The following is a 25764-nucleotide window of genomic DNA, read 5'->3' on the forward strand; positions in this document are numbered from 1 at the left end:
CAGCGCCTTGTGTCAAATCTCTGCGCAGCTTAGAACGCCGCGCAGGCAAGGCCAAGCAGATCGGAGCGTTTCATGAATATCCTCATTCTCGGCAGCGGTGGACGCGAGCACAGTCTGGCTTGGGCGGTGATGCAAAACCCCAAATGTGATCGCCTGATTGTGGCGCCGGGGAATGCCGGGATCGCCCAGATCGCAGAGTGCGCGGCGGTGGACATTGAGAATGGCGGTGCTGTGGTCAACTTTGCCGAGGAAAACGCGATTGATTTCGTGATCGTTGGCCCCGAAGCGCCTTTGGCCGCAGGGGTCGCTGACCGGCTGCGCGAAGCGGGTGTGCTGGTTTTCGGGCCCTCGGCAGAAGCGGCGCGGCTGGAGGCCTCAAAAAGCTTCACCAAGGAAATCTGTGACGCATCCGGCGCGCCGACGGCGGCTTATGCCCGGTTCACCGAGGCTGAGCCCGCCAAGGAATACATCCGTGCGCAGGGGGCCCCGATTGTGGTCAAGGCCGATGGGCTGGCTGCCGGCAAGGGCGTGATCGTTGCGATGGACGAGCAAACCGCCCTGGACGCGATTGACGACATGTTCGGCGGAGCCTTTGGTGGCGCGGGGGCCGAAGTGGTGATCGAGGATTTCATGGAGGGCGAGGAGGCGTCTCTGTTCGTGCTCTGTGACGGAGAGGATATCCTGTCGATCGGCACAGCGCAGGATCACAAGCGCGTCGGCGAGGGCGATACCGGGCTGAACACTGGGGGGATGGGCGCCTATTCTCCGGCCCCGGTGCTGAGCGCCGAGATCGAGGCCCTTGCGATGGATCAGATCGTGCGCCCGACGGTGGCCGAGATGAAGCGGCGCGGGACACCGTTTCAGGGTGTGCTCTACGCCGGTTTGATGATCAAGGATGGTCGGCCCAGGTTGGTGGAGTACAACGTGCGGTTCGGAGATCCCGAATGTCAGGTACTGATGATGCGCCTTGGCGCTCAGGCCATGGACCTGATGCACGCGGCGGCCGAGGGTCGCTTGGCTGAGACGCGGGTGAACTGGGCCGACGATCACGCCATCACGGTCGTGATGGCGGCAAAGGGGTATCCTGGTTCTTATGAAAAAGGCACTGTGATCAACGGCCTGGGCGATCTGGCCGAGGATAGTAGCAACATGGTATTCCACGCGGGGACAAAAGCGGCTGAAGGCAAGGTTCAGGCCGCGGGTGGCCGCGTTCTGAATGTGACTGCGCGTGGGGAAACGCTGAAAGACGCACGCGACCGGGCGTATGACATGGTTGAAGGTGTTGATTGGCCTGAAGGGTTCTTCCGTCGCGACATCGGCTGGCGCGCGCTTTAACTCAGTAGTCGGGCTGCGCCCGGCTTGATGATTTCGGGGCGAGGGGCCAGCCCCTCGCGCTCCCCGAGGTATTTATGGCCAGATGAAGATCGGATCAGCACTTTAGTGCGTTGGCCAGATCTTTGAGACTGTTGAGTGGTCCGAGGTCTTTTTGTCGCCAGCCTTTGCTGTACGAGACGCCTATGATCCGCGACCAGTCGGCGCTGGCGAGGATCAGCTCAGGGTGCGTTTCGCATTGGCGCAGGCCGCCTGAAATAAAATCTTCTCCGATCCTGTGATTGGTAAGGCCAGGGATTGTCGCGATTTCAATGAGTTCACCGTCTTTGTAACGCCAGATGCGCAGAGTTTTCGCAAGGTGTGGGCGGTCGACATAGGCGATCTCGACATGTCCATCACCATCCAGATCGGCGGCACCGATGGGGGCGAGCCAGCGGTTGCGCGTGCCGATATGGGGGGTGGCGGCGATTTTTTGACCATTGACGTCATAGATCGCCAGTTGAGCACCCGTATGCTGCTGGGTCTCTACAACGATGACTTCGGGCAACCCGTCCTGATCGATATCGGCCAGGCGTGGGGCAAGATCTTCGAATACGCGGTCTTCAGGCAGACGTATTGTAACGGTCGAGCGTTTGGAGCTATCGACTTTTCGCCGCGCCGCCGAGGAAAGACTTGTACCGACGCCGATTTCCAAAGCACCGTATTCGATGGCGTCGCCAAGCACCCCATGGGCGTAGCGTGTTGTTGGTTCCGTGAAGCGAGCAGATACTTTGGTTTCGCCGCTGGCTGCGGGCATATTCCCCGTTAGCCAAATGCAAACCATCAGAACAGCGCCGCGCGCCCGACGGTGCCAAAGGCGGTTGGGCTGGCGCGGCGCATCAGGGTGCATCAGATCTGCTTTTCGGGCATCTGCACAACCAGACCATCCAGCGCGTCGGTGACCTTGATCTGACAGGTCAGGCGCGAGCGGGTCGGGTCGGGTTCATAGGCGAAGTCCAGCATGTCTTCTTCCATGTCGTCCTTGGCGGGGATTCTCTCGACCCAGTCAGGATGAATATAGACGTGGCAGGTCGAGCAGGCGCAGGCGCCGCCGCAATCGGCCTCGATGCCGGGGATGTTGTTGTCGCGGGCCCCTTCCATGACCGTCAGCCCGTTGGCGACGTCGACTGTATGTTCGGTACCGCTGTGCTCGACATAGGTGATCTTTGCCATTGCTTGCGTCTTCCTTTTGCGATGTTCGAGAGCTTTCTTAGTGAAGGGAATTAGGTGATTCCAGTGGCAATTGCGACTCTGGATGCCGTGTTTGGAGTTTTGCGGCTTTGGTAAGGCTAAGTTTGCGTGCCTGGCGACGCGATTGTAGGGAAACACTGAGAAAACGAATTTGCCTGATCAGTGCTACCAGCGCCCGGACGCGCCCCCGCCACCAGATCGACCGCCGCCGAAACCGCCCCCGCCAGAGCTTTGGGAAACCTGAGGGATATAGTAGCTGGTTTCTTCAGCGTAATCGCATTTTAGGCATTCGATCCGGCGAATACCCGAACCGGCCCTCGTTGTACTTGCGGAGAGCGTGATGCGTCGCCTCTGGCGCAGACTGTGGTTCCCACATTTTGGGCAGGTTCGAAGTCGTACCAGACCATCACTTATGAAATTGCGGCCTTTGAGCATCATAATCATCATGGCAAAGAGGCCAAATATCCAGAGACCTAGATCATCATTTGTTTTCTTGGCGGGCGCGGCCTCGCCAGTGCGAAAAGGCTGTATGATCTGATCTATGATAGCCGTAGTGCCGGCCTTGATCCCGATTGCATAATTGTTTGCTTTGAAGGCCGGGAGGAATTGCGTGTCAACAATGCGTTCCGCGGCGTGATCCCAGTCGCGCCCATAGGCGGCGCCAAGCTCGATTCGCATAGCCCGGTCATCCCGTAAGACCATCACAAGCACACCATCGTTTCGAGAAGCGTCGCCGATCCCCCAGTGGTCAAAAAGCCCGGTGGCAAACTGTTCGAGCGTCAGACCGTCGGCATAGCCGCCTTGAGTGCGCAGTGTCAGGATGGTCATTTCGACCCCTGTCTCGCGTTTGAGCCCATCTAGTTGCTCAGCAAGTGCCTCCTCGTCCAACGGGCTGAGCAAATTGGCAAAGTCGTTGACGGTCGTGCTTTGATAGTCGGGATAAGTTTGCCCAAATGCAGTATTGGCCCAAATCATTAATAAGACGAAAACAATTCTCATGGCTGCCCGCGTGTTTTTCGGAAGCGTATCACCGAGCGACACAATAGCAACCGGGATATGGCCCGACCCTGGAAGGTTGTGTGTCAAATGCCGATGATGGTTTTCGGTAACGATTACCGCCTGAACAATACCCCCTGCGACTGCCGGTCCCGATGATCCCCGCGCAGTTCTGCATGTAAGGCTCGGCCTGCCTGCACGCTGGGTCGGGCGCTCATCATGTCCAGCCAACGGGTGAAATGCGGTTTGTCCTCAAGCACCTGTTGCTGGCCTTCCCATAGGCTGGCCCAGCCCCAGATCGACATGTCGGCGATGGAGTAGAAATCGCCGGCGACGTATTCGTTTTCGGCCAGCCTGCGGTCGAGCACGCCGTAGAGACGCCCGACCTCACTGCGATAGCGGTCTTTCGGATAGGGATGGTCTTGTGGCGGGTCCAGATGTGGGGCGTATTTAAGGAAGTGATGCGCTTGGCCGGCCATCGGGCCTACGCCGCCCATTTGCCACATCAGCCATTCCTCGACTGCGATCCTGTCACGTTCGGTATTGCCGTAGAACCGCCCGGTCTTGCGGGCGAGGTACATCAGGATCGCGCCGCTTTCGAAGACCGAAACAGGCGCGCCGTCAGGGCCGTCCGGGTCGACGATGGCGGGCATACGGTTGTTAGGCGAGATCTTTAGAAACTCGGGATCGAACTGGTCGCCCTTGCCGATGTTGATCAGGTGGGTTTTGTAGGGCAGCTCCATCTCTTCCAGAGCGATGGACACTTTCCAGCCGTTGGGCGTGGGCCAGAAATAGAGTTCAATCATGGGGCCTCCTTGAGTTTGGGCGATCATGAAGCTTTCTGCACAAACGGCAAGAGCGCGCCTGGCCGTGTTACGAAAGCGTGACCGGTGATCAGTCGGGCTTGACGTGTTCCGGGGCGGGGCGTAAACGCATCTTCATTCATGTGGCGATTTGTTACCGGATTGCGGGCCACGTTAAACAACACCGCTAAAAGGTCAGGATGAAAGACCCCTTTCGCTTGGCCGCGTCTGGGGTTTTTTGTTTGCCTCCAATGCGGGGCTGAAAGGAATGAGATGAGCGAGAGCTGGAACAAACGCACCCAAGCCGTCCATGGCGGCATCCGTCGCAGTCAGTACAATGAGGTTTCTGAGTCGATCTTTCTGACGCAGGGGTTTGTCTACGATAACGCCGAGCAGGCCGAGGCCCGGTTTATTGAAAGCGGCCCGGATGAGTTCATCTATGCCCGCTACGGCAACCCCACCGTGTCGATGTTCGAGCAGCGTATCGCAGCTTTGGAAGGCGGCGAGGATGCGTTTGCCACCGCTTCAGGTATGGCCGCTGTGAACGGTGCGCTGACTTCGATGCTGCAGGCGGGCGACCATGTGGTTTCAGCCAAGGCGCTTTTTGGGTCCTGTCTGTATATCCTTGAAAACATCCTGACGCGTTATGGCGTTGAGGTGACCTTTGTAGACGGCACCGATCTGGACGCGTGGGAGGTCGCGATCCGGCCTGACACCAAGGCAGTGTTTTTTGAATCCATGTCGAACCCGACGCTTGAAGTGATCGACATCACGTCCGTGTCTAAGCTGGCCCATGCGGTGGGTGCGGTTGTAATCGTGGACAACGTGTTCTCGACACCCGTGTTCTCGCGCGCGATCGAACAGGGAGCCGACGTGGTGGTCTATTCGGCGACCAAGCATATCGACGGGCAGGGCCGGGCGCTGGGCGGCGTGATCATCGGCACTAAGGAATTCATCCGTGGCACGGTCGAGCCTTACATGAAGCACACCGGCGGTGCGCTTAGCCCGTTCAGCGCTTGGATCATGGTCAAAGGTCTTGAAACTATGGCCCTGCGCGTAAACGCGCAAGCCGACAGCGCGCAGAAGATTGCAGAAGCTTTAGAAGGGCATTCTGCATTGGAGCGGACTCTGTATCCCGGGCTGAGAACCCATGCGCAAAACGCGTTGGTGCAAGAGCAGCTGGGCGGCAAGGGCGGTACGGTTCTATCGCTGGACATCAAGGGCGGCAAAGCGGCGGCGTTTGCTTTCCTGAATGCGCTGACGATCCCTGTGATCTCGAACAATCTGGGCGATGCCAAGTCGATCGCAACGCACCCGGCCACCACAACGCACCAGCGTCTGAGTGACGAACAACGCGATGAGTTGGGTATCACGCCGGGCCTGATCCGCCTTTCGGTTGGGCTTGAGGATGCCGGTGATTTGCTGGCGGATATCCAGCGCGCGCTAGACGTATCTCAGGGCTAGTGATGCGCCGGGAATGCACCATCAGGCGGATGTGATCCGCCTGATCCGGCGCATTTGGTTGTAAAATGACGATTTCTTGCCTCGAATTTCGATCCGGACTGCTATTCCGCGCGTATCGTTCAGGACTGGTAATTAAACCTCGGTGGTATATAACCGTCGGCCTAGCAAGGGATCCGTGCCAATGAACATTCATCCGCGCGACATCAACGAGACACCCGATCACGATCAGGCCGCAGCAGCGCTCAAGGTGCTGCGCGAATGGGCGAAATCAGCCTCGGCGGCCGAGATCAGTCAACTGGACCCGGCCATTGCGCAGCTTGTCCCGGGGCTGTTGCCGTCAAACTATCCAGCCCTGTCGCGCGAATATCCCCACGAGTTCGAGGCGGATGCAGCCTACAAGGCCACATTGCCGGATCTGCAAAACGGTCCGTCCAGCCTGATCCGGGGTTCGAAGCAGCAGATCCAGCATGTCGGCATCTCGAATTTCCGTCTGCCGATCCGGTTCCATCGCAAAAGCGGTGCCGAGCTGACACTTGAGACCTCGGTCACCGGGTCTGTCAGCCTTGAGGCCGAGAAGAAAGGCATCAACATGTCTCGTATCATGCGGTCCTTCTACAAGCACGCCGAGCGCACCTTTAGTTTTGAGGTGATGGAGGCAGCGCTGAACGACTATCTGACTGATCTGGATAGTTTGGATGCGCGCATACAGATGCGGTTTTCCTATCCCGATCGGATTGAGAGCCTGCGTTCGGGCTTGTCCGGATACCAGTATTACGACATCGCGCTGGAACTGGTTGATCAAGGCGGAGAACGTCTGAAGATTATGCATCTGGACTATGTCTATTCGTCCACATGCCCCTGTTCATTGGAACTGAGCGAACACGCGCGCGCAACCCGCGGGCAGTTGGCGACGCCGCATTCCCAGCGCTCGGTGGCGCGGATTTCGGTGGTTATCGATTGCAACGCCGATTGTCTGTGGTTCGAAGACTTGATCGCGCTGTGCCGCCGCGCGGTGCCAACCGAAACTCAGGTGATGGTCAAGCGCGAAGATGAACAGGCCTTTGCGGAACTGAACGCTGCCAATCCCATATTCGTGGAAGATGCCGCGCGTCTTTTCTGCGCCGAGCTGCAGGCCGATCATCATGTCGGCGATTTCCGTGTGATCGCCAGCCATCAGGAAAGCCTGCACAGCCATGATGCGGTCTCGATTCTAACCGAAGGTCCAACCTTCGAAACCGCGAGCCTGGACCCGCGTTTGTTCACGACGCTGTTTCATGTGGGCTGATTGACCCTGCGGAAGCTGCTGGAAAAACAGTCAAAAATCCTGCATGGGCGCTTTTTTGCCGCATTGCAGCAAGAAATGCTGCATCCGCACCCTGAATTGCGCTAGATTGTCCCCGAGTGCAGCTGCTGCGCATCCGTAAAAACCGGGTCGCGCAGCCCGAAAGGAAACCGGGACGTGCAACGCCTTGGACCGCCAACCTGCAAATCCGCCCGGACGATTGGGGCGGGCGGGGTCCTTTACTCATCTACCCGCTGCCTCGGTTTTATCAGGAGAGACATGCAATGAATCCGATTACTCAACCGCTTGAGTTTCAGGCAGCGGCCATCCGGATGGCCGGTTACGCAATGGCCAGCCAGATTGAGATCATGCAGATCATGACCCGCGCGGCGTTTGATCTGCCGATGGTACCTCTGCACGGATTGAAGACAGCCGAGGCACCCGCACCGGTTGCCCGCAAAGCGGCGACCCCAGCAACGCGAAAGCCAGCAAGACCGGTTGCAAAAGCCAAGGTTGCAGCAAAGCCTAAAGCCGCGCCGAAACCCAAAGCAGCACCAAAGCCGAAGGCGGCGGCTAAGCCTGCGGCGGAACCAGCGCCGAAAACGGCGGCTCCTAAGGTTGCGGCCGCTGCACCCAAGGCGGCCCCGGTAGCCAAACCGGCTGTGAAAGCAGCACCGGCGAAGGCCAAAGTATCTGCAAAACCCGCCTCGAAAGCGGCCAAGCCAGTATCAACGGCGGCCAAGCCGGTTGCGGAGTTCAAATCTTCAGCACAAGCCAAGGCACAACCGGCAGCCGCAGCGCCGAAAGCATCAGCAAACACGGCAAAAGCGGCGCCCAAGGCACCTGCGGCAGCTAAGCCCGCCCCAGCAAAGTCCGCCCCGGCAAAAGCTGCGCCTCAGGCCACAGCGGCTCCGAAACCTGCCGCTGCAAAACCTGCGACGAAGAAACCCGCAGCTGCGTCGGCTGAGCAGGCCAAACCGGCACCGCGTCGTGCACGCGCCCCGTCGAAGCCACCCGCGATGCCGGGCGTTGAGATAAAATCCGACAGTTAACACGGATCATCTGCTTGACACCGTCGGGCTGGCGCGCCAACGCTGCCCGTCATGATGGATCTTCGCCCGGTCGGATATGTGATTGGCCTGCTGGTCGCCATTCTAGGGGCGACCATGCTGCTGCCCATGCTTGTCGACATGATCGAGGGGCGGGGCGAGTGGCATGTTTTCTTTGAAAGCGCGGTCATAACACTGCTGACCGGCAGTGTTCTTGCGATGAGTTGTTCCAACGGAGTGGGCGAAGGTCTGACCATCCGTCAGACCTTTTTGCTGACCTCGGGTGTCTGGGTGGCGTTGCCGGTTTTTGGCGCAATTCCGTTTCTGTTCGGCGAAACTGAACTGCGTTTCGTCGATGCCTATTTCGAGGCGATGTCGGGGCTGACCACCACAGGTTCAACCGTGATCTCGGGGCTAGACGAACTGCCACAGGGCTTGTTGCTCTGGCGGGGCGTTTTGCAATGGTTGGGGGGCATCGGAATCATCGTCGTGGCGATGGTGTTCCTACCCGAGCTGCGCGTTGGTGGGATGCAGATCTTTCGCTCGGAAGGGTTTGAAACCATGGGAAAAATTCTGCCCCGTGCGCAAGAGATCGCCGGGCAGATTTCCTTGATCTACGTATTTCTGACGGTGGTCTGCGCATTGGTCTATGCCGGTTTCGGCATGAGCTTTTTTGACGCCGTCGTACATGCCATGACCACAATCGCGACGGGCGGGTTTTCAAACTATGACAGCTCTTTCGCCCGGTTTTCGGGACCTCTGGAATATGCCGCTGCCATCTTCATGATCCTCGCGGCGCTGCCATTCGTGCGGTATGTGCAATTGGCCAATGGTCACACAAGCTCGTTGTGGAAAGACAGCCAGATTCGGGCGTTTCTGGCAACCATCGTGGTTCTGGTTGTGATTATGTCGATCTTCCTGACTTCGGTCTTTCCGCACCATTGGGAGCAGGCATTCCGCGAGTCGCTGTTCAACATCACATCGATCATTTCGGGCACCGGGTACGCGAGTGTCGACTATATGGGCTGGGGCAGTTTCCCGGTCATGTTGTTCTTCCTGATCGGATTGATTGGCGGTTGCGCGGGGTCCACCGCGTGTTCGATCAAGGTGTTCCGCTATCAATTGCTGTTTGCGTCGATTAAAACCCAGCTCAGCCGAATTCGTTCGCCGCATGGTGTGTTCGTGCCGCGCTATGATGGACGACCGATCAGTCGCGACGTGCTGACCTCGGTCATGAGTTTTTTCATGTTCTTTGCACTATCGATGGGGGTTCTGTCGTGGGCGCTGGCCCTGACTGGGTTGGACTTTATCACCTCGGTATCGGGGGCCGCGACGGCACTGGCTAATGTTGGGCCGGGACTGGGGGAACAGATCGGGCCAGCAGGCAACTTTGCGGGGCTGAATGACGGTGCCAAGTGGCTGCTGACGATTGGGATGCTGGTCGGACGCCTTGAACTGCTGGCTGTCTACGCAATCTTTACCGTTCAATTCTGGAGAGGCTAATGAAACGACCCCTTGGGGCGCAGATCTCGCACATGCTTAAGGATCGTGGCGTTGACGTGATCTTTGGCATACCGGGCGTGCATAATCAGGAGATGTATCGCGGTATCGAAGAGGCCGGGATCACGCATGTTCTGGCCCGACACGAGCAGGGGGCCGGTTTCATGGCCGATGGATTTGCCCGCGCGTCTGGCAAGCCGGGGGTGGCCTATGTGATCACCGGACCGGGCCTGTGCAACATCATGACGCCGATGGGGCAGGCTTATTCGGATTCGGTGCCGATGCTGGTGTTGTCTTCTTGCCTCGAAGAGACACAAGCACTGCGTGGCCAATTGCATCAGATGAAGGATCAACGCGCTGCGGCCGAGACAGTTACAGACTGGTCCTGTCAGGCGAACAATGCCCAGGCTGCCTATGGTCTGATCGAGCGCGCCTTCGAAGAGTTTGAGCTGTCGCGCCCGCGACCGAAACACATTCAGGTACCCATCGCGCAATTGGAGGCCGAGGCAGCGCCTGCACCTTTTCCAAACCAGCCTGCCTTGCGCAACCAGACTGTTCCACCGGATGTGGCACCGGTTCTGTCGCTGCTGAATATCGCGCAGCGGCCTTTGTTCATATTAGGCGGCGGGTGCCGGTCTAACCTTTGGCGACAGATCCTTACCCAGTTGGGGGCGGCGTGCTTCTCGACATATGCCGGCCGCGGGCTGGCCGGAGCCGATTATCCGCTGGATTTCGGATCGATGCTGCCACGACCGGGCAGCGCCAAAGTAATTGCCTCGGCTGATCTTGTCGTTGTTGTCGGTGCTGAACTGGGCGAGGTTGATCTGTGGCGCCATGATCTGGGCCACAACGCAACTATGGTGCGTGTTGATCTGGACCCGCAAGTGCTGTCAGACCACCATCGTGCGGCTGTCAAACTGCAGGCAGATGGTGAGAGTTTTGCGCATGCGCTGTGGGCAGTGTTCGATCAGGTAAAACCAGCCGCTGGTTGGTCTGCGGACGAGGTGCGCGATGCGCGCGCGCGCTGGCGGGCCGAGGTAGATGCCGAGCGCCCGGGCATTGTCCCCGTGGTCGATGCACTCAGGGCGGCCATGCCCTTGGATACGATGATTTATTCGGACATGACCCAATTCGCGTATGTCGCGAAAGAAGTCTGGGACATGGGCTTTCCTTATCATTGGCACCACCCGACTGGATTTGGCACGCTGGGTTACGCCCTGCCAGCCGGGATCGGTGGTGCAGTAGCACGGCGGGGCAAACCCACAGCGGTCATCGCGGGTGACTATGGTTTTCACTACACAATGCAAGAGCTTGGGGTTGCTGTCGAACTCGGCCTGCCGCTACCCATCATTCTGTGGGACAATGGTAAACTCAAAGAGATTGAAGAGAGCATGGTGCGCGGACAGATCGCGCCCAATGCGGTGATCGCGCGAAACCCGGATTTCTACAAACTGGCCGAGGCGTTCGGGGCGCTGTCAGCTGCACCGAAGACGCTGGATGAGATGCAGGACGCAGTGCGCGCCGCCTTTCAGGCCGAGGTTCCCACATTAATACGGGTCACACCGGATATCCTGTAAACCTATGAAAAAAGGCGTGCACCTTCGTGCAGCGCCTTTTCCCTGAACCTGATTGTTCAGTCCCAGCAGTGCACCAGAACGGTCATTCCGTTGGCTCTGCGGCTCAGTTCGTTGGGTGAAATCTGGGCTGAGCCTTGCGCGGGCTGACCTGAGATGCCCGCCTTGGTCAGAACTTCGGTCAGACGTGCCACATTCGCCGCAAGGCTGACCGAGTCGGGCAGGGTACGCCCATCGGAAGGGGCAGGTAGCAACATGCCAACAACGCTGCCGCTATCGTCAAAGACAGGTCCTCCCGCGTCGCCGGGCTGGGCGGACAGTGCAAGGCGTTTGACGCCATCTTCTCCATTCAGGCCGCGGATATCAGCGATTTCGCCAAAGGTCAGAGTAGGGGCACCCAATGCGCCTTCGTAAGAAAAGCCTGAAACAGCGACCTGAGACTTAATACGCGGAACGCCCGCGCGGAACTCGGCAACACTGATCGGGGCTAGGGTCTTGCTAGGACGCAGCACAGCGACACCAAGGTCGGCATCCTGCCAAGCCAGCTGAACCTCTTGGTCACCGTCCAGCGTGATGCGGGTGCAGCTTTCAGCGGCCTCGGTGACCGTCAGGACCGTACCATCAGCGTCGGCGAAGAAGCCCGATCGCGATAGCCGCGGTTTGCGGATTTGCAGTCCTGACATCAAATCGATGCGCTGGTCAGCATCCGCTCCAGCACCGGCATCCAGTACGGCATCGGTCGTGGCAAAGCTTGCGCGCATCGCGGCCAGAACTCGGGCGCGGCGAACCTCATCCCCGGCAGGCCAGACCAGCGTGAAACCTTTGATCTTGCCGTCTTTCAGAGCTGCTTGCGTGAACGAGGTCATGCCATTTCCGCGCCCTTCAATCGTGAAGCTGTTGCCCCGCAGGCTGCGCTCACCGTCCAGAGGAACGATTTCAAGCGACTGCATCACTTGATAGAGCGCCCGCAGGGTTGCGGCAGAGCCTTCCTGCGAGATCAGCAGCGCCTTGGCGTCCAGATCAGAAGTGGGGTTGAAATGGGCAAAGGGTGCCTCGTAACGGTCAAAGCCCAAGACGCCTATTGGCATGTCCAGTTCGATCCCGGCTTGCGGGTCGGAATAGCGTGCCATCCCGACGCTGATCAGTGGAGCGTTGTAGTCATCCATCAGGGTTTTGCGCTGCAGCGTGGTCAGAACGCCAGTCGCGTCGAACCCGTTGGAACGTTGCCAATCGCCCATCGAGCGGCGGGTGCCCTGACCAAAGGCTCCGTCAATTGTTGAATTGTAGAACCCGGCTACCTGCAACGCGGTTTGCAGGTCTCTGCGCTCTTGCGCGGTCAAAAGGCGTTCGCCTTGCAGAGCCTGCGAACGGGTTTCATCTGCGTCCTGCAGGGTAAGACCGGCCAAGGGCTGCTCTGGCTGCGGCTCGGGCTGGATCGGGGCGGTGACGACGCCGCGGTTCAGGATGTTGGCACCGATGGGCCAGAACTGTTGCCCCAGCGCGCTGGAGAATGCGATGAAACTGTCCGATGGGATCTGAAGCTCGGCCCGGTAAACGCGCAGCACCTGTTCGGCGTCGTCGCGTAAATAGGGCCCGATAACAATGGCATACCAGCCGGAATTCAGCCGAAACCCGTTCACATCGGGCAGTGCGTTCGCATAGACCTGCGCCCGTTCCTGCGCCTCGCGCAGCGACGGCTGCGCCTCGATCTGAACAAAGACGCCCGCATCTTGCTGGGCAAAAGCGGCGCGCAGGCCGAAGAAGATAAAGAATGTAATAACAGTAAATACGCGTGTCATTGTCTGCCCGTGTTCTGCAGTGTTTTCACTTTGGCGCAGATTACGCGGAATCGTGGTCCGATTGCCATGCCCGGAATACGGGGAATTCTGTGTGTGGCCGCTCAGCGACAGAGTGGCCGATTGGCCCGTTGACGCCCTTGGATGCCTTGCATAGGAAGGGCCGAACCCACCGGAACCGGGCGCTTGGGCGTCCAAGGGAATTGTCATGACCGAACCCAATAGCGCACCACGTTCATTTCAAGAGATTATCCTAAGGCTTCAGTCCTATTGGGCGTCGAAAGGTTGTGCGATCCTACAGCCCTATGACATGGAGGTCGGCGCAGGTACGTTCCATCCAGCAACCACGTTGCGCGCTTTGGGGTCCAAGGCTTGGTCAGCGGCCTACGTTCAGCCCTCGCGTCGCCCGACAGACGGACGTTATGGCGAAAACCCGAACCGGTTGCAGCATTACTATCAATACCAGGTGCTGATCAAACCCAGCCCGCCGGATCTGCAAGAGCTGTATCTGGGCAGCCTTGAGGCCATCGGCATCGACATGGATCTGCACGACATCCGCTTTGTCGAGGATGACTGGGAAAGCCCCACCCTGGGTGCTTGGGGGCTGGGCTGGGAGGTCTGGTGTGACGGCATGGAAGTCAGCCAGTTCACCTATTTCCAGCAGGTCGGCGGCCATGACTGTGCGCCGGTTTCGGGTGAGCTGACCTATGGTCTGGAACGTCTGTCCATGTATGTACTGGGCATCGACCATGTGATGGACATGCCCTTCAACGATCCTCAGTCGCCCAGCCCGCTGACCTATGGCGACATCTTCAAGCAGACCGAAGAGGAATACGCCCGCTGGAACTTCGATATTGCCAATACCGAGGTCCTGCTGCGTCATTTCGAAGAGGCTGAAACCGAATGCGCGACCATTCTGGCGCAGGAACATGACGACCCGAAGACGGGCAAGCGCATCATCATGGCGCATCCCGCATATGATCAGTGCATCAAGGCCAGCCACATCTTCAACTTGCTGGACGCCCGCGGGGTGATTTCGGTTACCGAAAGACAGGCCTATATCGGCCGCGTTCGCGCATTGGCCAAGCAATGCGCAGATGCGTTCGTGCAGACCGAGGCTGCCGGGTTCGAAGCTTGATGCAGCGCCTAGGCCAGTCCGGGCAACAACGCCTTCAGGCCGTCTGCGATCATGCTGATTGCGATAGCCGCAAGGATCATGCCCATGAAGCGGCTCATTATCACTCGGGCATTGTCCGACAGCCGCTTAGCCAACGCCGATGCGTTCCAGAACGTGATCAAAAGCAAGGCCACCACGAACAGAAATACACCTGCATAGACAACGGCTTCGACCGGGGTTTTGATGTGGTGCGCATAAAGGATCAGTGTTGTGATTGTTCCGGGGCCGACCAGAATGGGAAAAGCCAAGGGATAGAACGCAACGGTCTCGGGCGCGGGATAGGATTTCTTTTCTCCGTCGGTTCCGTGATGCGAGCTGCTCTGGTTCCCGTTCAGCATGTTCAGGCCGATCATCAGTACAACAAGGCCACCGGCGACGCGCAGGTCATCGACGCTGATGCCAAAGAGCCCAAGCGCGTGACTGCCGATCGCAGCGAAGGCGCCACCGAGGATCGTGCAATAAAGCGCAGTCTTCACAGCCACTTTGCGTTGATCCGAAATGGGCAGGTCTTGCGTAACACTCAGGAACACAGGCAAGTTGGTAATCGGATTCATGATTGCAAAAAGCGCGCCAAAGAATCCGACGGCAAGAGTGGTTTCCATGCGAGTAGCCTCGTTTCTGACCGTACTGCTTGGGAACCTGTCTTATTTTCTATGAACTTGAAAGAGGTGGCGTAAACGATGACTGGAAAATTGGTTGCGCTAATCCTTCTGATTTCTGGCTTTCTGGCCGGTGCTGGGATGTATTACCTGCAGGTTTATGGGTTCTATTATGAGGTAGAACCGCGCCCGGGCCAGGATGTGGTCCTGCTGGCGCAAGGGGCGGAAGCGCCCGAAGCCATCGCCTATACTGGGTTTAAGGCCATTGACGCCGACAGTTCTCCGATCCGGTATCGGGCCTGTTTCGAAACCGAGTTAAGGCCGGATCAGATGGTGGATTTTACCCCTGTCGAGAACCCCGAGCCATTGACCGCACCGGGATGGTTTGACTGCTACGACGCAGTTGCGCTGGCCGACGTATTGAAATCGGGTCAAGCACAGGCTTTCTTGGGCACCAAGAACATCCATTATGGTGTCGACCGGATCGTTGCCATTACACAGGATGGTAAAGGCTACGTCTGGCATGCGCTGAACAATTGCGGTGAAAAAGCCTATGACGGCACGGTTGTGGGCGAGGAGTGCCCACCCAGGCCCGAGGGCTGATGCAGATGGGGATGGTCGTTGAGATACCGGAGTTCCTGACAGCAACGCTGGGCTTTGCGGTCTATCTGCTGGGGGCAGAGATCAACGCCCGTGTCGCACAATTGCGCAGCTTCAACATCCCCGAGCCGGTAACCGGGGGCCTTCTGGCCTCGCTCGTGGTATTGGCGCTGTATCTTGGTTTCGGCATTGAGCTATCCTTTGGCTTGACCGCACGAGACTTTCTATTGGTTCTGTTCTTTGCCGGGATTGGTCTAAATGCCCGTCTGTCCGATTTGATCGCGGGTGGCAAGCCTTTGCTTTTGCTTCTGATTTTGACGCTTCTGACCATCTTTGCGCAAAACGTGATCGGCGCAGTGGGGGCCGCGATGTTCGGTTATCCGGCGCAAGCCGGGGTGCTGTTCGGGTCTGCTGCGCTGATCGGGGGGCACGGAACCGCGATCGCCTGGGCCCCCGAAGTTGCGGGCGCCACCGGTTTGAGTGGCGCAACCGAGTTGGGGGTGGCCGTGGCCACATTGGGTCTCGTGCTGGCCGCTCTGGTCGGGGGGCCGATTGCGCGGCTGCTGATCGAGGGGCGCAATCTCAGCCCCGAACGCCCCGGGGAAGAGCATACGGTGGGTTTGCCCAATGAGGTCGACCAGAAATCCGAGATTGATCATCTGACAATCATGCGGGTGCTGCTGTATCTCAACCTCGCGATCATTTCAGGCGCGATCCTGAGCGAAGCAATCAGCGCCGCAGGGCTGAAACTGCCGTTGTTTGTGCCCTGCCTTATCATGGGGATCGTGATTGCCAATCTCCGCGCCATGTTCGCGCCGAATGCCAAGCCGGTCTCACGCACACCCTCGCTGGCGCTGATCTCGGAATTCGCGCTTGGTGCATTTCTGGCGATGTCGCTGATGAGCCTGCAACTGTGGACCATCGCCGAACTGGGCCTTGCGATTGCGGTGATCATGACCGCCCAGACCCTGTTTGCCGTGGTGTTCGTGATCTGGGTTCTGTTTCCGTTGATGGGATCGAATTACCGCGCCGCCGTTCTGGCCGCCGGGTTCGGAGGGTTCGCTCTGGGTGCTACCCCCACAGCTATCGCAAATATGACCGCCGTAACCAAGCGATATGGCCCGTCGCCTATTGCCTTTATCGTACTGCCCCTTGTATCCGCATTCTTTGTGGACATCGCCAATGCCATCGTCATCCAGACGATTGTCAATTTCTAAGGACCGAAAATGCCCGACCTGCTGATCGAACTGTTTTCCGAGGAAATCCCCGCGCGCATGCAGACCCGCGCCGGTGAAGACCTGAAAAAGCGGATCACCGATGGTCTGGTCGAAGGCGGTCTGACCTATGGCTCTGCCGCTGCACTGACGACGCCGCGTCGCCTGACGCTGGCGGTTGAAGGCCTGCTGGCGGAAAGCCCGACAATCCGCGAAGAACGCAAAGGCCCAAAGGTCGGCGCGCCTGACAAAGCCATCGAAGGCTTTCTACGCGGCGCGGGACTGACCCGAGACCAGCTGGAAGAGCGCGACACGCCCAAAGGCGCAGTGTATTTCGCCACCATTGAAAAGGCGGGTCGTCCAGCAGCTGAAATCATCGCCGAGGTCTTAGAAGCTACCATTCGAAACTTCCCCTGGCCCAAATCCATGCGCTGGGGGGCTGGATCGATGCGGTGGGTACGGCCCTTGCACTCGATCCTTTGCATCCTGACCGATGAAGCAGGCGCGCAGGTCGTGCCGCTTGCGATCGAAGGGATCACGTCCGGTGATACGACTGAGGGCCATCGTTTCATGGCCCCGAACCGGTTTACGGTGACCTCGTTCGAGGATTATGCCGCCAAGCTGAAACGCGCCTTCGTGGTGCTGTCGCCCGAAGAGCGCGCCGAACATATCTGGAACGATGCCCAGAACATGGCCTTCGCCGCAGGTCTGGAAGTCGTCGACGACAAGGGTCTGCTGGCAGAAGTTGCCGGTCTGATCGAATGGCCCGTTGTGCTGATGGGGCAGATCGACGAGGAGTTTCTTGAGCTGCCGCCCGAGGTACTGCAGACCTCGATGAAAGAGCATCAGAAGTTCTTTTCTGTGAAGAACCCCAAGACGGGGCGGATCGAGCGCTTCATTACCGTCGCCAATCGCGAGACCGCCGATAACGGCGCGACCATTTTGGCGGGGAACCAGAAGGTTTTGTCGGCCCGTCTGGCCGATGCGAAATTCTTCTGGGAGAACGACCTGCGCGTTGCCAAGTCGGACATCGCCCAATGGACCCGCGCGTTGGAGAATGTGACTTTCCACAACAAGCTGGGCACTCAGGCGGAACGCATCGACCGCATTGCCGCGCTGGCCCGAGAACTGGCCCCGGTGGTCGGGGCGGATGCGGATCAGGCCGAGAAAGCCGCGCGTTTGGCCAAGGCTGATCTGAACTCCGAAATGGTCTATGAATTTCCTGAACTTCAAGGGCTTATGGGGCGGTATTATATCGAAGCGGCTGGCGAAGACGCTGCCGTCGCGGCTGTGGCGCAGGAGCATTACTCGCCGCTGGGGCCGTCGGATGACGTGCCGACCGCACCGCTGTCGGTGACCGTAGCGCTGGCCGACAAGCTAGATACGCTGACAGGATTTTGGGCGATTGATGAGAAACCAACCGGGTCGAAGGACCCGTTTGCTCTGCGTCGCGCGGCGTTAGGGGTAATTCGACTAATCGTGAATAATGATCTGCGTCTTCGGTTGGACCGTTTTTTCGATAGTCAACTGGTTCGATCAGAACGCGCTATCAATGAGGCTTTGCCCGAAGCGAATGTCCGCGATCTCCTGGAAGAAATCGCAAAACATGGTGTCTTTGGTGCTTCATTCCAGACTGTCAAAGAAAAGCTTGAAGGATCGCCCGCAGCAGCATTTCTTGAGCTTGAGAAAAAGGTTCCTGACGCGTCTGACGATCTTCTCTCTTTCTTCCACGACCGCCTCAAAGTCTTCCTCCGAGACGAAGGCATCCGCCATGATGTCATCGACGCTTGTATCGCGATGGAGGGGAATGACGACCTCAACCTGCTGGTCAAACGCGCCCGCGCTCTGAATGCGGTGATTGCGACCGAGGATGGAGAGAACCTCGTGCAGGGGTTCAAGCGTGCGAACAACATCCTGTCTCAGGCGGAAGAGAAGGATGGAGTCGAATACTCTTACGGCGCGGATGTGAAGTTTGCTGAAACTGACAGCGAAAAGGCACTGTTTGCAGCGCTTGACGCGGCAGAGGCCAAGATCGATCCCGCGCTGAAGGCCGAGGATTTCCCGACAGCGATGGCGGCAATGGCCGAACTGCGCGGGCCGGTGGATGCGTTCTTTGAGGACGTGCAGGTCAATACCGATAATGACATTCTGCGCCGCAACCGTCTGAACCTGCTGAGCCAGATCCGTAAGGTCTGCTCTAGCGTTGCTGATCTGACGCGTATCGAGGGATAACGCCCTTGCGCCAAGGGCGCAGGGGCTTATGCTGCGGTGAAACCAAAAGGTGCCGCAGTGCAGAATAATCCGCATACCACGCTTATCACTCCAAAAGCACCCGTTGCCGCCAATACCCATGGTGGCCGGGCAAAGTGCCTGCAACGACTGGTCCGGCTGGACATGCCGGTGCCGCGGACCGTGGCCCTTTCTTTTGACGCGGTGCAGCGAATTGCCCAGGGCGACATTCCGGACATCGCGGCCATTCTGGAACAGTTCGACGCCGAGTCATTGCTGTGTGTACGGCCCAGTTCGGAAGATCCTGACTGGGGTGGACCGGGGGCGGTGCTGAATATCGGCATGAACGATGCCCGATATCTGGATCGGTCTGCGGAAATGGGGGCGGATGCAGCGGCGGCGCTATATCTGCGGTTTGTGCAGAGCTATGCGCTCCATATTGCGCGTCTGGACCCTGACGTATTCGATACCATCGATGCGGATGGGCGCGAAGGGCTGAGCTTGTCCCTACGGGCGTATGAAGATGAAACCGACGAGGCCTTCCCGCAAGATCGAGGAGAGCAACTGATTGGTGTTCTGCGTTCGATGGCGCGTGCCTGGGATGGCACGTCGGCCCGGCTGCTGCGGCAGGCCAAGGGCGCACCTGCGGATGCCGGTTTGGGGCTGGTGATTCAAGAGATGATCCCGGGCGTCGGGCAGGGCGAATGTGGCTCGGGCGTATTGCAACTGATTGACCCTGCGACAGGCATGCCCCAGATCACGGGCCGGTATCTGAGCCAGAGCCAGGGGCGCGATGCGCTGGGGGAAGGTGTCGCTGCGCTGTATCTGGAAAAGGATGAACGCGGCCAATCGCTGGAGGATGTGGCGCCCGAGGCTTTTGCCGATCTCAAGGCCCACGCTGCGTTAATGCGCGAGAAGCTGCGCGAAGAGATGCAGGTCGAATTCGTGGTGCAGAACGGCAAGGTGCATATTCTGGACGGCGTGCGGGTTCCGCGCGGGTCGCGGGCCGGGATGCGGATCGCGGTGCGCTTGGCCGAAGACGGGATCATTCCACCGCAAGAGGCCGTGATGCGGATCGACCCGCATTCGCTGAATGAACTTCTGCACCGGCAGGTCCATCCTGAGGCCGAGCGTGATGTGCTGACCACAGCCATCGCGGCCAGCCCCGGTGCAGCGACCGGTCGAATTGTCTTTACGGCTGCCGAAGCGCAGGCCAGCGCAGCGCGGGGGGAGCCCTGTATTCTTGTGCGCCGAGAAACCTCGCCCGAAGATGTGCGCGGAATGCATGCCGCAGTAGCTGTTTTGACCGAAAAGGGCGGGATCACCAGCCATGCGGCGGTGATTGGCCGTGGTCTGGGTTTGCCGTGTATCGTCGGCGCGTCCGAGATGCGATTCCAGACCAAGAAAAAGCTGCTAAGTGCACCCGATGGGCGTGTGTTCAAGACAGGCGATATTCTGACCATCGATGGGACTTCGGGTCAGGTATTGGCCGGACAACCCGAGATGCTTGAAGCGGCGCTGGATGATTGCTTTCAGACCCTGATGAGCTGGGCCGATGCCGAGAGGGACATCGCTATCCGCGCCAACGCCGATACACCCGCTGACGCGCAAACTGCACGAAACTTCAAAGCAGAAGGGATCGGGTTGTGCCGAACGGAACACATGTTCTTCGATCCCGGTCGTTTGACCGTAATGCGCGAAATGATCTTTGCGCAGACCCCATCTGGACGCGCTGCTGTGTTGGAACGGTTGCTGCCGATGCAACGGCAGGATTTTGTGCAGTTGTTCCGGATTATGGAGGGGCAGCCGGTCTGCATCCGCCTGTTCGATCCGCCCTTGCACGAGTTTCTGCCTACTACGCGCACTGGTCAGCGCGAGCTGGCTGAGGCGCTGGATTTGCCAATCTCGGATGTCGAACGTCGGGTCGAGGCGATGAGCGAATACAACCCGATGCTGGGATTGCGCGGGGTTCGTCTGGGTGTCACCGTGCCGGAAATCTACGACATGCAGGCACGCGCGATCTTCGAGGCGACGGTTGAGGCCAGCAAAGAAGGTGCCCCTGTCGTACCCGAGGTCATGATCCCGCTGGTCTCGGCCAAGCGCGAGGTTGAACTGGTCAAAACACGCATCGATACTGTAGCGGCCGAGGTTGCCTCGGAGCAGGGGCAGGAGTTCGACTATCGATTGGGAGTGATGGTGGAAACGCCTCGGGCCTGTCTGCGCGCGAATGAGATTGCGCCACATTCCGCTTTCCTAAGCTTTGGAACAAACGACCTGACCCAGATGACCTACGGATTGTCGCGCGATGACGCTGGGCGCTTCATGTCGGCATATGTCCGCCAAGGCGTGTTTGGCGAAGATCCATTTCACGTTCTGGATGCAGATGGGGTAGGTGAATTGCTGAAGCTGGGGGCCGAGCGCGGGCGTCAAGCCCAACCAGACGTTACGCTTTCTGTCTGTGGCGAACATGGTGGTAACCCCGAATCAATCGCAATCTGCCGGTCACTTGGATTCGACTATGTGTCCTGTTCCCCTTTCCGGGTTCCTGTCGCTCGGCTGTCTGCCGCTCAACTGGCGATTTCGTCCAAACTTGGGGGTTGACTAACTGTCTCCTACCTAGAAATAGTGGCGTAAGAAACGTTCCGCTGTCGATAATAATTGGCGGCGTGAGCGGTTTTTCTCTTGCATTTTTTTCAGAACTGGACGTCTCGCTTCGTCTGGGGTATTAGCCTCGTCGCGCCCGCCGGGGGAGGGTATGGCGCGTTTGTGCCTGTGCGAGGTTATCTGATGAGACGCTACATAGTGGCTGTTGCCGTGGGGGCCGCAGCCTTGCTACCGAGTTTGTCCTTTGCCGATAGGCAAGGCGATACAAAATCTGTTGAGTTGGTCACACGTAACGAGTTGCCAGCACAAAGCTTCCGCGATTACCTGAAACTGTTTAAGCCGCGTAAGGCGCCGGAAAAAGTCGAAATCTCCTACACCAAAGCCTGGCTGGACCAGCAGCCAAAGGCGACCGGAGATGAAAATTTCCATTGTCTTGCCGAAGCGCTGTATTTCGAGGCTCGCGGTGAAAGCGTACGCGGTCAATTTGCAGTGGCCGAGGTTATCCTGAACCGTGTTGAAAGCGGTCGCTTTCCGGATTCACTGTGCGGTGTGATAAAGCAAGGAACGGGCAAGAAATATCAGTGCCAGTTCACCTACACCTGCGATGGTCAGAAAGAGGTGATCAACGAAAAACGCGCTTATGATCGCGTTTCGAAAGTCGCCCGTGCCGCAATTGATGGTGTAGCTGAAGAGATGACTGCAGGTGCCACGCACTACCACACCAAGGCAGTGCGCCCGTCCTGGTCCCGCGTCTATAAAGAAACGGCGCGTATTGGCGTGCATATCTTCTACAAGCACAATTATCGCACGGCCAGCAACTGATTGACGCACCAGCGCTGGAACGGTGCTGGCAACAGGCGTTTTACCAACTATGTTGCGAGCCAGGAGGCTCGCAATGACCATAACACGCCGACAGTTTCTGCAATCGACCCTGGCCTTGTCGATGATACCACGCGTGGCGATGGCATCTGCCACCGAACTGGTGGCACAGACTTCCCTCCAGCAGATCGCGCCCCAGGGATATCCGGAAACTCCGGTCTGGAGTTATGGCGGCGGTGTTCCGGGCGCGGAAATCCGTGTTCCGCAGGGGGCTCGGGTACGCCGCAAGCTTGTAAACATGCTGCCGCAACCAACGACCGTTCACTGGCATGGCATCCGGATCGACAATGCGATGGATGGAGTGCCCGGCCTGACGCAGGAAGTTGTGCAGCCAGATTCCAACTTTGAATATGATTTCGTGGTGCCGGATGCGGGAACCTATTGGTATCATGCGCACAACCAATCGATGGAGCAGGTCGCGCGTGGGCTTTATGGCCCTTTGATCGTCGAAGAAGCCAGCGGACCCGATGTTGATCAGGACCTGACCTTAATGCTGGACGATTGGCGCCTTGACACCGAGAGCGCAAAGATATCCAGCGATTTCGACAATGCTCATGATCTGAGCCATGCGGGTCGGCTGGGCAACATTGTAACGGTGAACGGAGAGTTTGACCCTTCTTATCCAGTGCAAGCGTCTGAACGATTGCGATTGCGGGTGATCAATGCCGCGAATGCCCGGGTATTCGACGTAGCGCTCGACGGGCTTGCTGGCTGGATTGTTGCGCTTGACGGTATGCCGCTTGAGGTTCCATTGCGAGTTGAGAGCAGTTTTCCTTTAGCGCCTGCGCAGCGGGTTGACTTGATCGTTGATGTCTCAGCGGAATCCGGCCAGACGGCAAGTATTGTGAGTGTAGAACGGGATGGCGCTTACGGACTCGTCAAATTTGATGTGTTCGGAGTAGCATCGCGTATTGCTGATGCAAAAGTTAGACCGTTGCCAGCAAACCGAATGCCCGAAATTGAACTGCAGAATACACCTCTGCATCGTATGACGATGCAGGGGGGGGCAATGCGCTGGCTGGAGAGCGCCAAATTGGGCGATTCCGAGCTGTCGGGGCGCGAGTTGGCTCAGCTTGGACGATTCTGGGCTTTGAACGGATATGCAGAGCGGCCAGATGATCCGTTTCTGGATGCGCGATTGGGATCAGTTCATCGGATTGAATTCGCAAATGAAACGGCGTTTCCACATGCGATGCATCTGCATGGACACCATTTTCGCATTATCCTGCAGGACGGTACACTGGGGCCGTGGCGCGACACTGTTCTAGTCGAACGAGGGCAGGTGCGGCAAGTAGCGTTGGTAGCTGACAATCCGGGCAACTGGCTGTTGCATTGTCACATGCTAGGCCATGCGGCATCGGGTATGATGAGCTGGTTCCGGGTCACGTAACGCCGCATTCCGTAGCTGGAAAGGCGTTTGCTGCGATGCTATACGCCCGCGAAACGCCTAAAGTGGGCTGATCATCAGTCCACCGAGCCCGAAAAGGTCCGCCGCATGAGCTCTGAAATCCGTCTTGCCTTTGCGCACCCGTCCGAACGGTCCGAGGCTACCGCCGCGCGCGGTGCGCTGGACCGCATTTCGCTGCGCGATCACATCGTTGAGGTCGAGATCGGGGCGTTTCAGGCCGAACGCGGTACCACGCAACGGATCTGCTTTAACATCGTGGTCGAGGTGCGCCCGCTGACAGACCCCATCGATGATGACGTGGATCGTATTCTGTCTTACGACCGTGTAACCGAAGCGATTGCGTTCGAGCTGGCTGCTGAGCGACTAAATTTGCTCGAGACACTGGCAGATCGCGTGGCGGAGCGCATTCTGCTTGAGCCTCAGGCTGTAAGAGCTTTTGTCCGCATTGAAAAACTGGATCGTGGACCCGGCGCGCTTGGCGTCGAGATCGTGCGCGGCAAGGATGCGGTACATCATGATGTGACCGAAGAAGAGCGGCCACATCCACGGTTGGTCTTTCTGTCGAATGCAGCGATTTCATCAGGTAATCTCACCGGCTGGATCGACCAGCTTGAGAATCGCCAGCGCCCGCTGATCCTGTGTGTTGGGGCGTCTGATCTGGATGTGCCGCAGACGGGTCACGCAATGACCCAACGCCGGATAGATCTGTTGGCAATTGAACAGAACGCCTGGGTTCTAGCTGCGCGCGATCACCGTTGCGTGGTCGTTTCAACGCGGACCGAGTTGGATTGGGCGATGAAAAACGGCCAGATTTGTGTTTGGGCACCCTCCAAAATTGTTCTGGATGCGGTCGATGGCCCCTCAGCCGCGCCGTCTGACGCGGTGGCGCTGGCTGCTTGGTTCGCAGCAACCTTTGAAGCCAGCGAGATGCTGGTTATTGGCGGAGACCTGCCCGAAGCCCCCAAAACGCCATTGCGCGCAGTTCCGGTGGAGCAGGCGCAACTGTGACCGTCTATTACCGCCCATTGGTCCAGCATGGGAGCACGCGCGTCGACGGGGCGGTGCCACTTGCAGGGCAGGTGCTGTGGTTCTCACAGGCCGAGCGGATTGAGCGCGGGCAAAGCACCCAGATCGTCGATGCCGTTGAAATCCCAAAGGAACAGCTGGATCGTCTGACCTGCGCGCGCCCAACGATTGCCGGGCTTGATATGGCACGAACGCAGATCATGGGCATTCTGAATGCCACGCCGGATAGCTTCTCGGATGGGGGGCTGTATAACTCGGTCGAGGCCGCTCGGACCGCTGCCGCCGGCATGGTAGCGTATGGTGCAAGTATTCTGGACATTGGCGGCGAATCCACGCGCCCGGGCGCTGATTTTGTGCCTGAAGACGAAGAGATTGCCCGCACACGCCCTTTGATTGAGGCAATTCGGGGCGAGACAGATGTGTTGATCTCGATCGATACTCGCAAGGCCGGTGTTGCCAAGGCGGCTCATCTGGCAGGTGCGGGACTGATCAACGATGTGTCGGGATTTACCTTCGATCCCAAACTTGCACCATTTTGCGCGCAGATTGAGGCTCCGGTTTGTGTGATGCATATGCAGGGTGATCCGACCACGATGCAGGATGACCCGCACTATGACAATGTTCTGCTGGATGTTTACGATTTCCTTGAGGGGCAAATCACCCATCTTGAAGGACTGGGGCTCAGCCGCGATTTGATTGTCATCGATCCGGGCATCGGGTTTGGCAAGAATCTGGACCACAACCTGACCCTTCTGCGCAATCTCAGCCTGTTTCACGGGCTGGGCTGTCCAATCCTTCTGGGCGTTTCGCGCAAGGGATTTATTGGTCAGATCGGCAAAGAGCCGCGCAAGGATGCCCGCGCGCCGGGGTCAATCGCGGTTGCTCTGGCGGGAATATCACAGGGCGTGCAGATTGTACGGGTACATGACGTGGCCGAGACGGCTCAGGCCTTGCGTCTATGGGCCGCCGTCCGGTAATCCGGGCAAAAGGAATTTTCAGGAG

At 58.4% G+C, this 25764-nt stretch carries 21 protein-coding genes and 1 riboswitch; of the genes, 15 read left to right on the forward strand and 6 right to left on the reverse strand.

The features are described from left to right. Window positions 1-72: 72 nt before the first annotated feature. Window positions 73-1335, forward strand: coding sequence for a phosphoribosylamine--glycine ligase (purD, locus tag ACR0AW_RS00410; protein ID WP_170731871.1), 1263 nt, complete (start codon window positions 73-75; stop codon window positions 1333-1335). A 94-nt stretch (window positions 1336-1429) separates the two neighbouring features. On the opposite strand, the gene ACR0AW_RS00415 is transcribed toward purD, so the two are convergent. The 4 genes from ACR0AW_RS00415 to ACR0AW_RS00430 form a co-directional block, all read right to left on the reverse strand. After that, window positions 1430-2128, reverse strand: coding sequence for an FG-GAP repeat domain-containing protein (locus ACR0AW_RS00415; protein WP_480438415.1), 699 nt, complete (start codon window positions 2126-2128; stop codon window positions 1430-1432). A gap of 92 nt (window positions 2129-2220) precedes the next feature. After that, window positions 2221-2544, reverse strand: a complete 324-nt coding sequence (locus tag ACR0AW_RS00420; RefSeq protein WP_170404961.1) for a 2Fe-2S iron-sulfur cluster-binding protein — start codon at window positions 2542-2544, stop codon at window positions 2221-2223. A 183-nt stretch (window positions 2545-2727) separates the two neighbouring features. Next, on the reverse strand, window positions 2728-3561 hold the full coding sequence (locus ACR0AW_RS00425) for a TPM domain-containing protein (protein WP_170731874.1): 834 nt from the start codon (window positions 3559-3561) through the stop codon (window positions 2728-2730). A 113-nt stretch (window positions 3562-3674) separates the two neighbouring features. Next, window positions 3675-4364 (reverse strand): glutathione S-transferase N-terminal domain-containing protein, encoded by a 690-nt coding sequence (locus ACR0AW_RS00430; RefSeq protein ID WP_170421069.1) that lies wholly within the window; start codon window positions 4362-4364, stop codon window positions 3675-3677. A gap of 130 nt (window positions 4365-4494) precedes the next feature. Further along, a riboswitch (SAM riboswitch) is annotated at window positions 4495-4572 on the forward strand. A gap of 62 nt (window positions 4573-4634) precedes the next feature. On the opposite strand from ACR0AW_RS00430, the gene metZ reads away from it, so the two are divergent. The 5 genes from metZ (at window position 4635) to ACR0AW_RS00455 (ending at window position 11233) form a co-directional block, all read left to right on the forward strand. After that, window positions 4635-5825 (forward strand): O-succinylhomoserine sulfhydrylase, encoded by a 1191-nt coding sequence (gene metZ / locus ACR0AW_RS00435; protein ID WP_170731876.1) that lies wholly within the window; start codon window positions 4635-4637, stop codon window positions 5823-5825. A 181-nt stretch (window positions 5826-6006) separates the two neighbouring features. Next, window positions 6007-7110 (forward strand): GTP cyclohydrolase FolE2, encoded by a 1104-nt coding sequence (folE2, locus tag ACR0AW_RS00440; RefSeq protein WP_170404973.1) that lies wholly within the window; start codon window positions 6007-6009, stop codon window positions 7108-7110. Between the two features lie 281 nt (window positions 7111-7391). Then, the gene (locus ACR0AW_RS00445; protein ID WP_170731877.1) at window positions 7392-8159 is read left to right on the forward strand and encodes a transcriptional regulator; all 768 of its coding nucleotides are present in this window, start codon (window positions 7392-7394) and stop codon (window positions 8157-8159) included. A 51-nt stretch (window positions 8160-8210) separates the two neighbouring features. Next, window positions 8211-9659 carry a TrkH family potassium uptake protein gene (locus ACR0AW_RS00450; protein ID WP_170393516.1) on the forward strand — a complete coding sequence of 483 codons (1449 nt, stop codon included), beginning with the start codon at window positions 8211-8213 and terminating at the stop codon, window positions 9657-9659. Then, complete coding sequence (locus ACR0AW_RS00455) at window positions 9659-11233, forward strand: thiamine pyrophosphate-binding protein (RefSeq protein WP_170731878.1); 1575 nt, start codon at window positions 9659-9661, stop codon at window positions 11231-11233. Before ACR0AW_RS00450 ends, ACR0AW_RS00455 begins: the two co-directional genes overlap by 1 nt. A 56-nt stretch (window positions 11234-11289) precedes the next feature. Here ACR0AW_RS00455 and ACR0AW_RS00460 read toward each other — a convergent pair whose 3' ends face one another. Continuing rightward, window positions 11290-13029 carry a serine protease gene (locus ACR0AW_RS00460; RefSeq protein WP_170732431.1) on the reverse strand — a complete coding sequence of 580 codons (1740 nt, stop codon included), beginning with the start codon at window positions 13027-13029 and terminating at the stop codon, window positions 11290-11292. A gap of 205 nt (window positions 13030-13234) precedes the next feature. On the opposite strand from ACR0AW_RS00460, the gene ACR0AW_RS00465 reads away from it, so the two are divergent. Continuing rightward, window positions 13235-14164 carry a glycine--tRNA ligase subunit alpha gene (locus tag ACR0AW_RS00465; protein ID WP_170645851.1) on the forward strand — a complete coding sequence of 310 codons (930 nt, stop codon included), beginning with the start codon at window positions 13235-13237 and terminating at the stop codon, window positions 14162-14164. An 8-nt stretch (window positions 14165-14172) separates the two neighbouring features. Here ACR0AW_RS00465 and ACR0AW_RS00470 read toward each other — a convergent pair whose 3' ends face one another. Then, window positions 14173-14805, reverse strand: coding sequence for a MarC family protein (locus ACR0AW_RS00470; protein WP_170626061.1), 633 nt, complete (start codon window positions 14803-14805; stop codon window positions 14173-14175). A gap of 78 nt (window positions 14806-14883) precedes the next feature. Here ACR0AW_RS00470 and ACR0AW_RS00475 point away from each other — a divergent pair, with 78 nt between their 5' ends. The 8 genes from ACR0AW_RS00475 to folP all read left to right on the forward strand — a co-directional run bounded on the left by ACR0AW_RS00475 (window position 14884) and on the right by folP (window position 25739). Further along, window positions 14884-15405 (forward strand): DUF6446 family protein, encoded by a 522-nt coding sequence (locus ACR0AW_RS00475; RefSeq protein WP_170731879.1) that lies wholly within the window; start codon window positions 14884-14886, stop codon window positions 15403-15405. Window positions 15406-15410: 5 nt separating this feature from the next. Then, entirely contained in the window at window positions 15411-16619 is a 1209-nt protein-coding gene (gene gltS / locus ACR0AW_RS00480; RefSeq protein ID WP_170732432.1) for a sodium/glutamate symporter, read from the forward strand. A gap of 9 nt (window positions 16620-16628) precedes the next feature. After that, on the forward strand, window positions 16629-18848 hold the full coding sequence (glyS, locus tag ACR0AW_RS00485; protein WP_170731881.1) for a glycine--tRNA ligase subunit beta: 2220 nt from the start codon (window positions 16629-16631) through the stop codon (window positions 18846-18848). Window positions 18849-18884: 36 nt separating this feature from the next. Beyond that, complete coding sequence (locus tag ACR0AW_RS00490; protein ID WP_170393505.1) at window positions 18885-21446, forward strand: pyruvate, phosphate dikinase; 2562 nt, start codon at window positions 18885-18887, stop codon at window positions 21444-21446. Between the two features lie 186 nt (window positions 21447-21632). Further along, window positions 21633-22271 (forward strand): cell wall hydrolase, encoded by a 639-nt coding sequence (locus ACR0AW_RS00495; protein WP_170731882.1) that lies wholly within the window; start codon window positions 21633-21635, stop codon window positions 22269-22271. 73 nt (window positions 22272-22344) lie between these two features. Further along, complete coding sequence (locus ACR0AW_RS00500; RefSeq protein ID WP_170731884.1) at window positions 22345-23718, forward strand: multicopper oxidase family protein; 1374 nt, start codon at window positions 22345-22347, stop codon at window positions 23716-23718. A gap of 105 nt (window positions 23719-23823) precedes the next feature. Further along, window positions 23824-24744 (forward strand): dihydroneopterin aldolase, encoded by a 921-nt coding sequence (locus ACR0AW_RS00505; RefSeq protein ID WP_170393501.1) that lies wholly within the window; start codon window positions 23824-23826, stop codon window positions 24742-24744. After that, window positions 24741-25739 (forward strand): dihydropteroate synthase, encoded by a 999-nt coding sequence (gene folP / locus ACR0AW_RS00510; protein ID WP_170731885.1) that lies wholly within the window; start codon window positions 24741-24743, stop codon window positions 25737-25739. The genes ACR0AW_RS00505 and folP overlap by 4 nt, the downstream gene beginning before the upstream one ends. The last annotated feature ends 25 nt before the right edge of the window (window positions 25740-25764 follow it).

The organism is Ruegeria sp. C5 (assembly GCF_056537605.1).

Bases quoted from the DNA above. Each gene is read 5' to 3' on its own strand.
- purD (WP_170731871.1), top strand. From the start codon at position 73: ATGAATATCCTCATTCTCGGCAGCGGTGGACGCGAGCACAGTCTGGCT.
- ACR0AW_RS00415 (WP_480438415.1), bottom strand. From the start codon at position 2,128: ATGCCCGCAGCCAGCGGCGAAACCAAAGTATCTGCTCGCTTCACGGAA.
- ACR0AW_RS00420 (WP_170404961.1), bottom strand. From the start codon at position 2,544: ATGGCAAAGATCACCTATGTCGAGCACAGCGGTACCGAACATACAGTC.
- ACR0AW_RS00425 (WP_170731874.1), bottom strand. From the start codon at position 3,561: ATGAGAATTGTTTTCGTCTTATTAATGATTTGGGCCAATACTGCATTT.
- ACR0AW_RS00430 (WP_170421069.1), bottom strand. From the start codon at position 4,364: ATGATTGAACTCTATTTCTGGCCCACGCCCAACGGCTGGAAAGTGTCC.
- metZ (WP_170731876.1), top strand. From the start codon at position 4,635: ATGAGCGAGAGCTGGAACAAACGCACCCAAGCCGTCCATGGCGGCATC.
- folE2 (WP_170404973.1), top strand. From the start codon at position 6,007: ATGAACATTCATCCGCGCGACATCAACGAGACACCCGATCACGATCAG.
- ACR0AW_RS00445 (WP_170731877.1), top strand. From the start codon at position 7,392: ATGAATCCGATTACTCAACCGCTTGAGTTTCAGGCAGCGGCCATCCGG.
- ACR0AW_RS00450 (WP_170393516.1), top strand. From the start codon at position 8,211: ATGATGGATCTTCGCCCGGTCGGATATGTGATTGGCCTGCTGGTCGCC.
- ACR0AW_RS00455 (WP_170731878.1), top strand. From the start codon at position 9,659: ATGAAACGACCCCTTGGGGCGCAGATCTCGCACATGCTTAAGGATCGT.
- ACR0AW_RS00460 (WP_170732431.1), bottom strand. From the start codon at position 13,029: ATGACACGCGTATTTACTGTTATTACATTCTTTATCTTCTTCGGCCTG.
- ACR0AW_RS00465 (WP_170645851.1), top strand. From the start codon at position 13,235: ATGACCGAACCCAATAGCGCACCACGTTCATTTCAAGAGATTATCCTA.
- ACR0AW_RS00470 (WP_170626061.1), bottom strand. From the start codon at position 14,805: ATGGAAACCACTCTTGCCGTCGGATTCTTTGGCGCGCTTTTTGCAATC.
- ACR0AW_RS00475 (WP_170731879.1), top strand. From the start codon at position 14,884: ATGACTGGAAAATTGGTTGCGCTAATCCTTCTGATTTCTGGCTTTCTG.
- gltS (WP_170732432.1), top strand. From the start codon at position 15,411: ATGGGGATGGTCGTTGAGATACCGGAGTTCCTGACAGCAACGCTGGGC.
- glyS (WP_170731881.1), top strand. From the start codon at position 16,629: ATGCCCGACCTGCTGATCGAACTGTTTTCCGAGGAAATCCCCGCGCGC.
- ACR0AW_RS00495 (WP_170731882.1), top strand. From the start codon at position 21,633: ATGAGACGCTACATAGTGGCTGTTGCCGTGGGGGCCGCAGCCTTGCTA.
- ACR0AW_RS00500 (WP_170731884.1), top strand. From the start codon at position 22,345: ATGACCATAACACGCCGACAGTTTCTGCAATCGACCCTGGCCTTGTCG.
- ACR0AW_RS00505 (WP_170393501.1), top strand. From the start codon at position 23,824: ATGAGCTCTGAAATCCGTCTTGCCTTTGCGCACCCGTCCGAACGGTCC.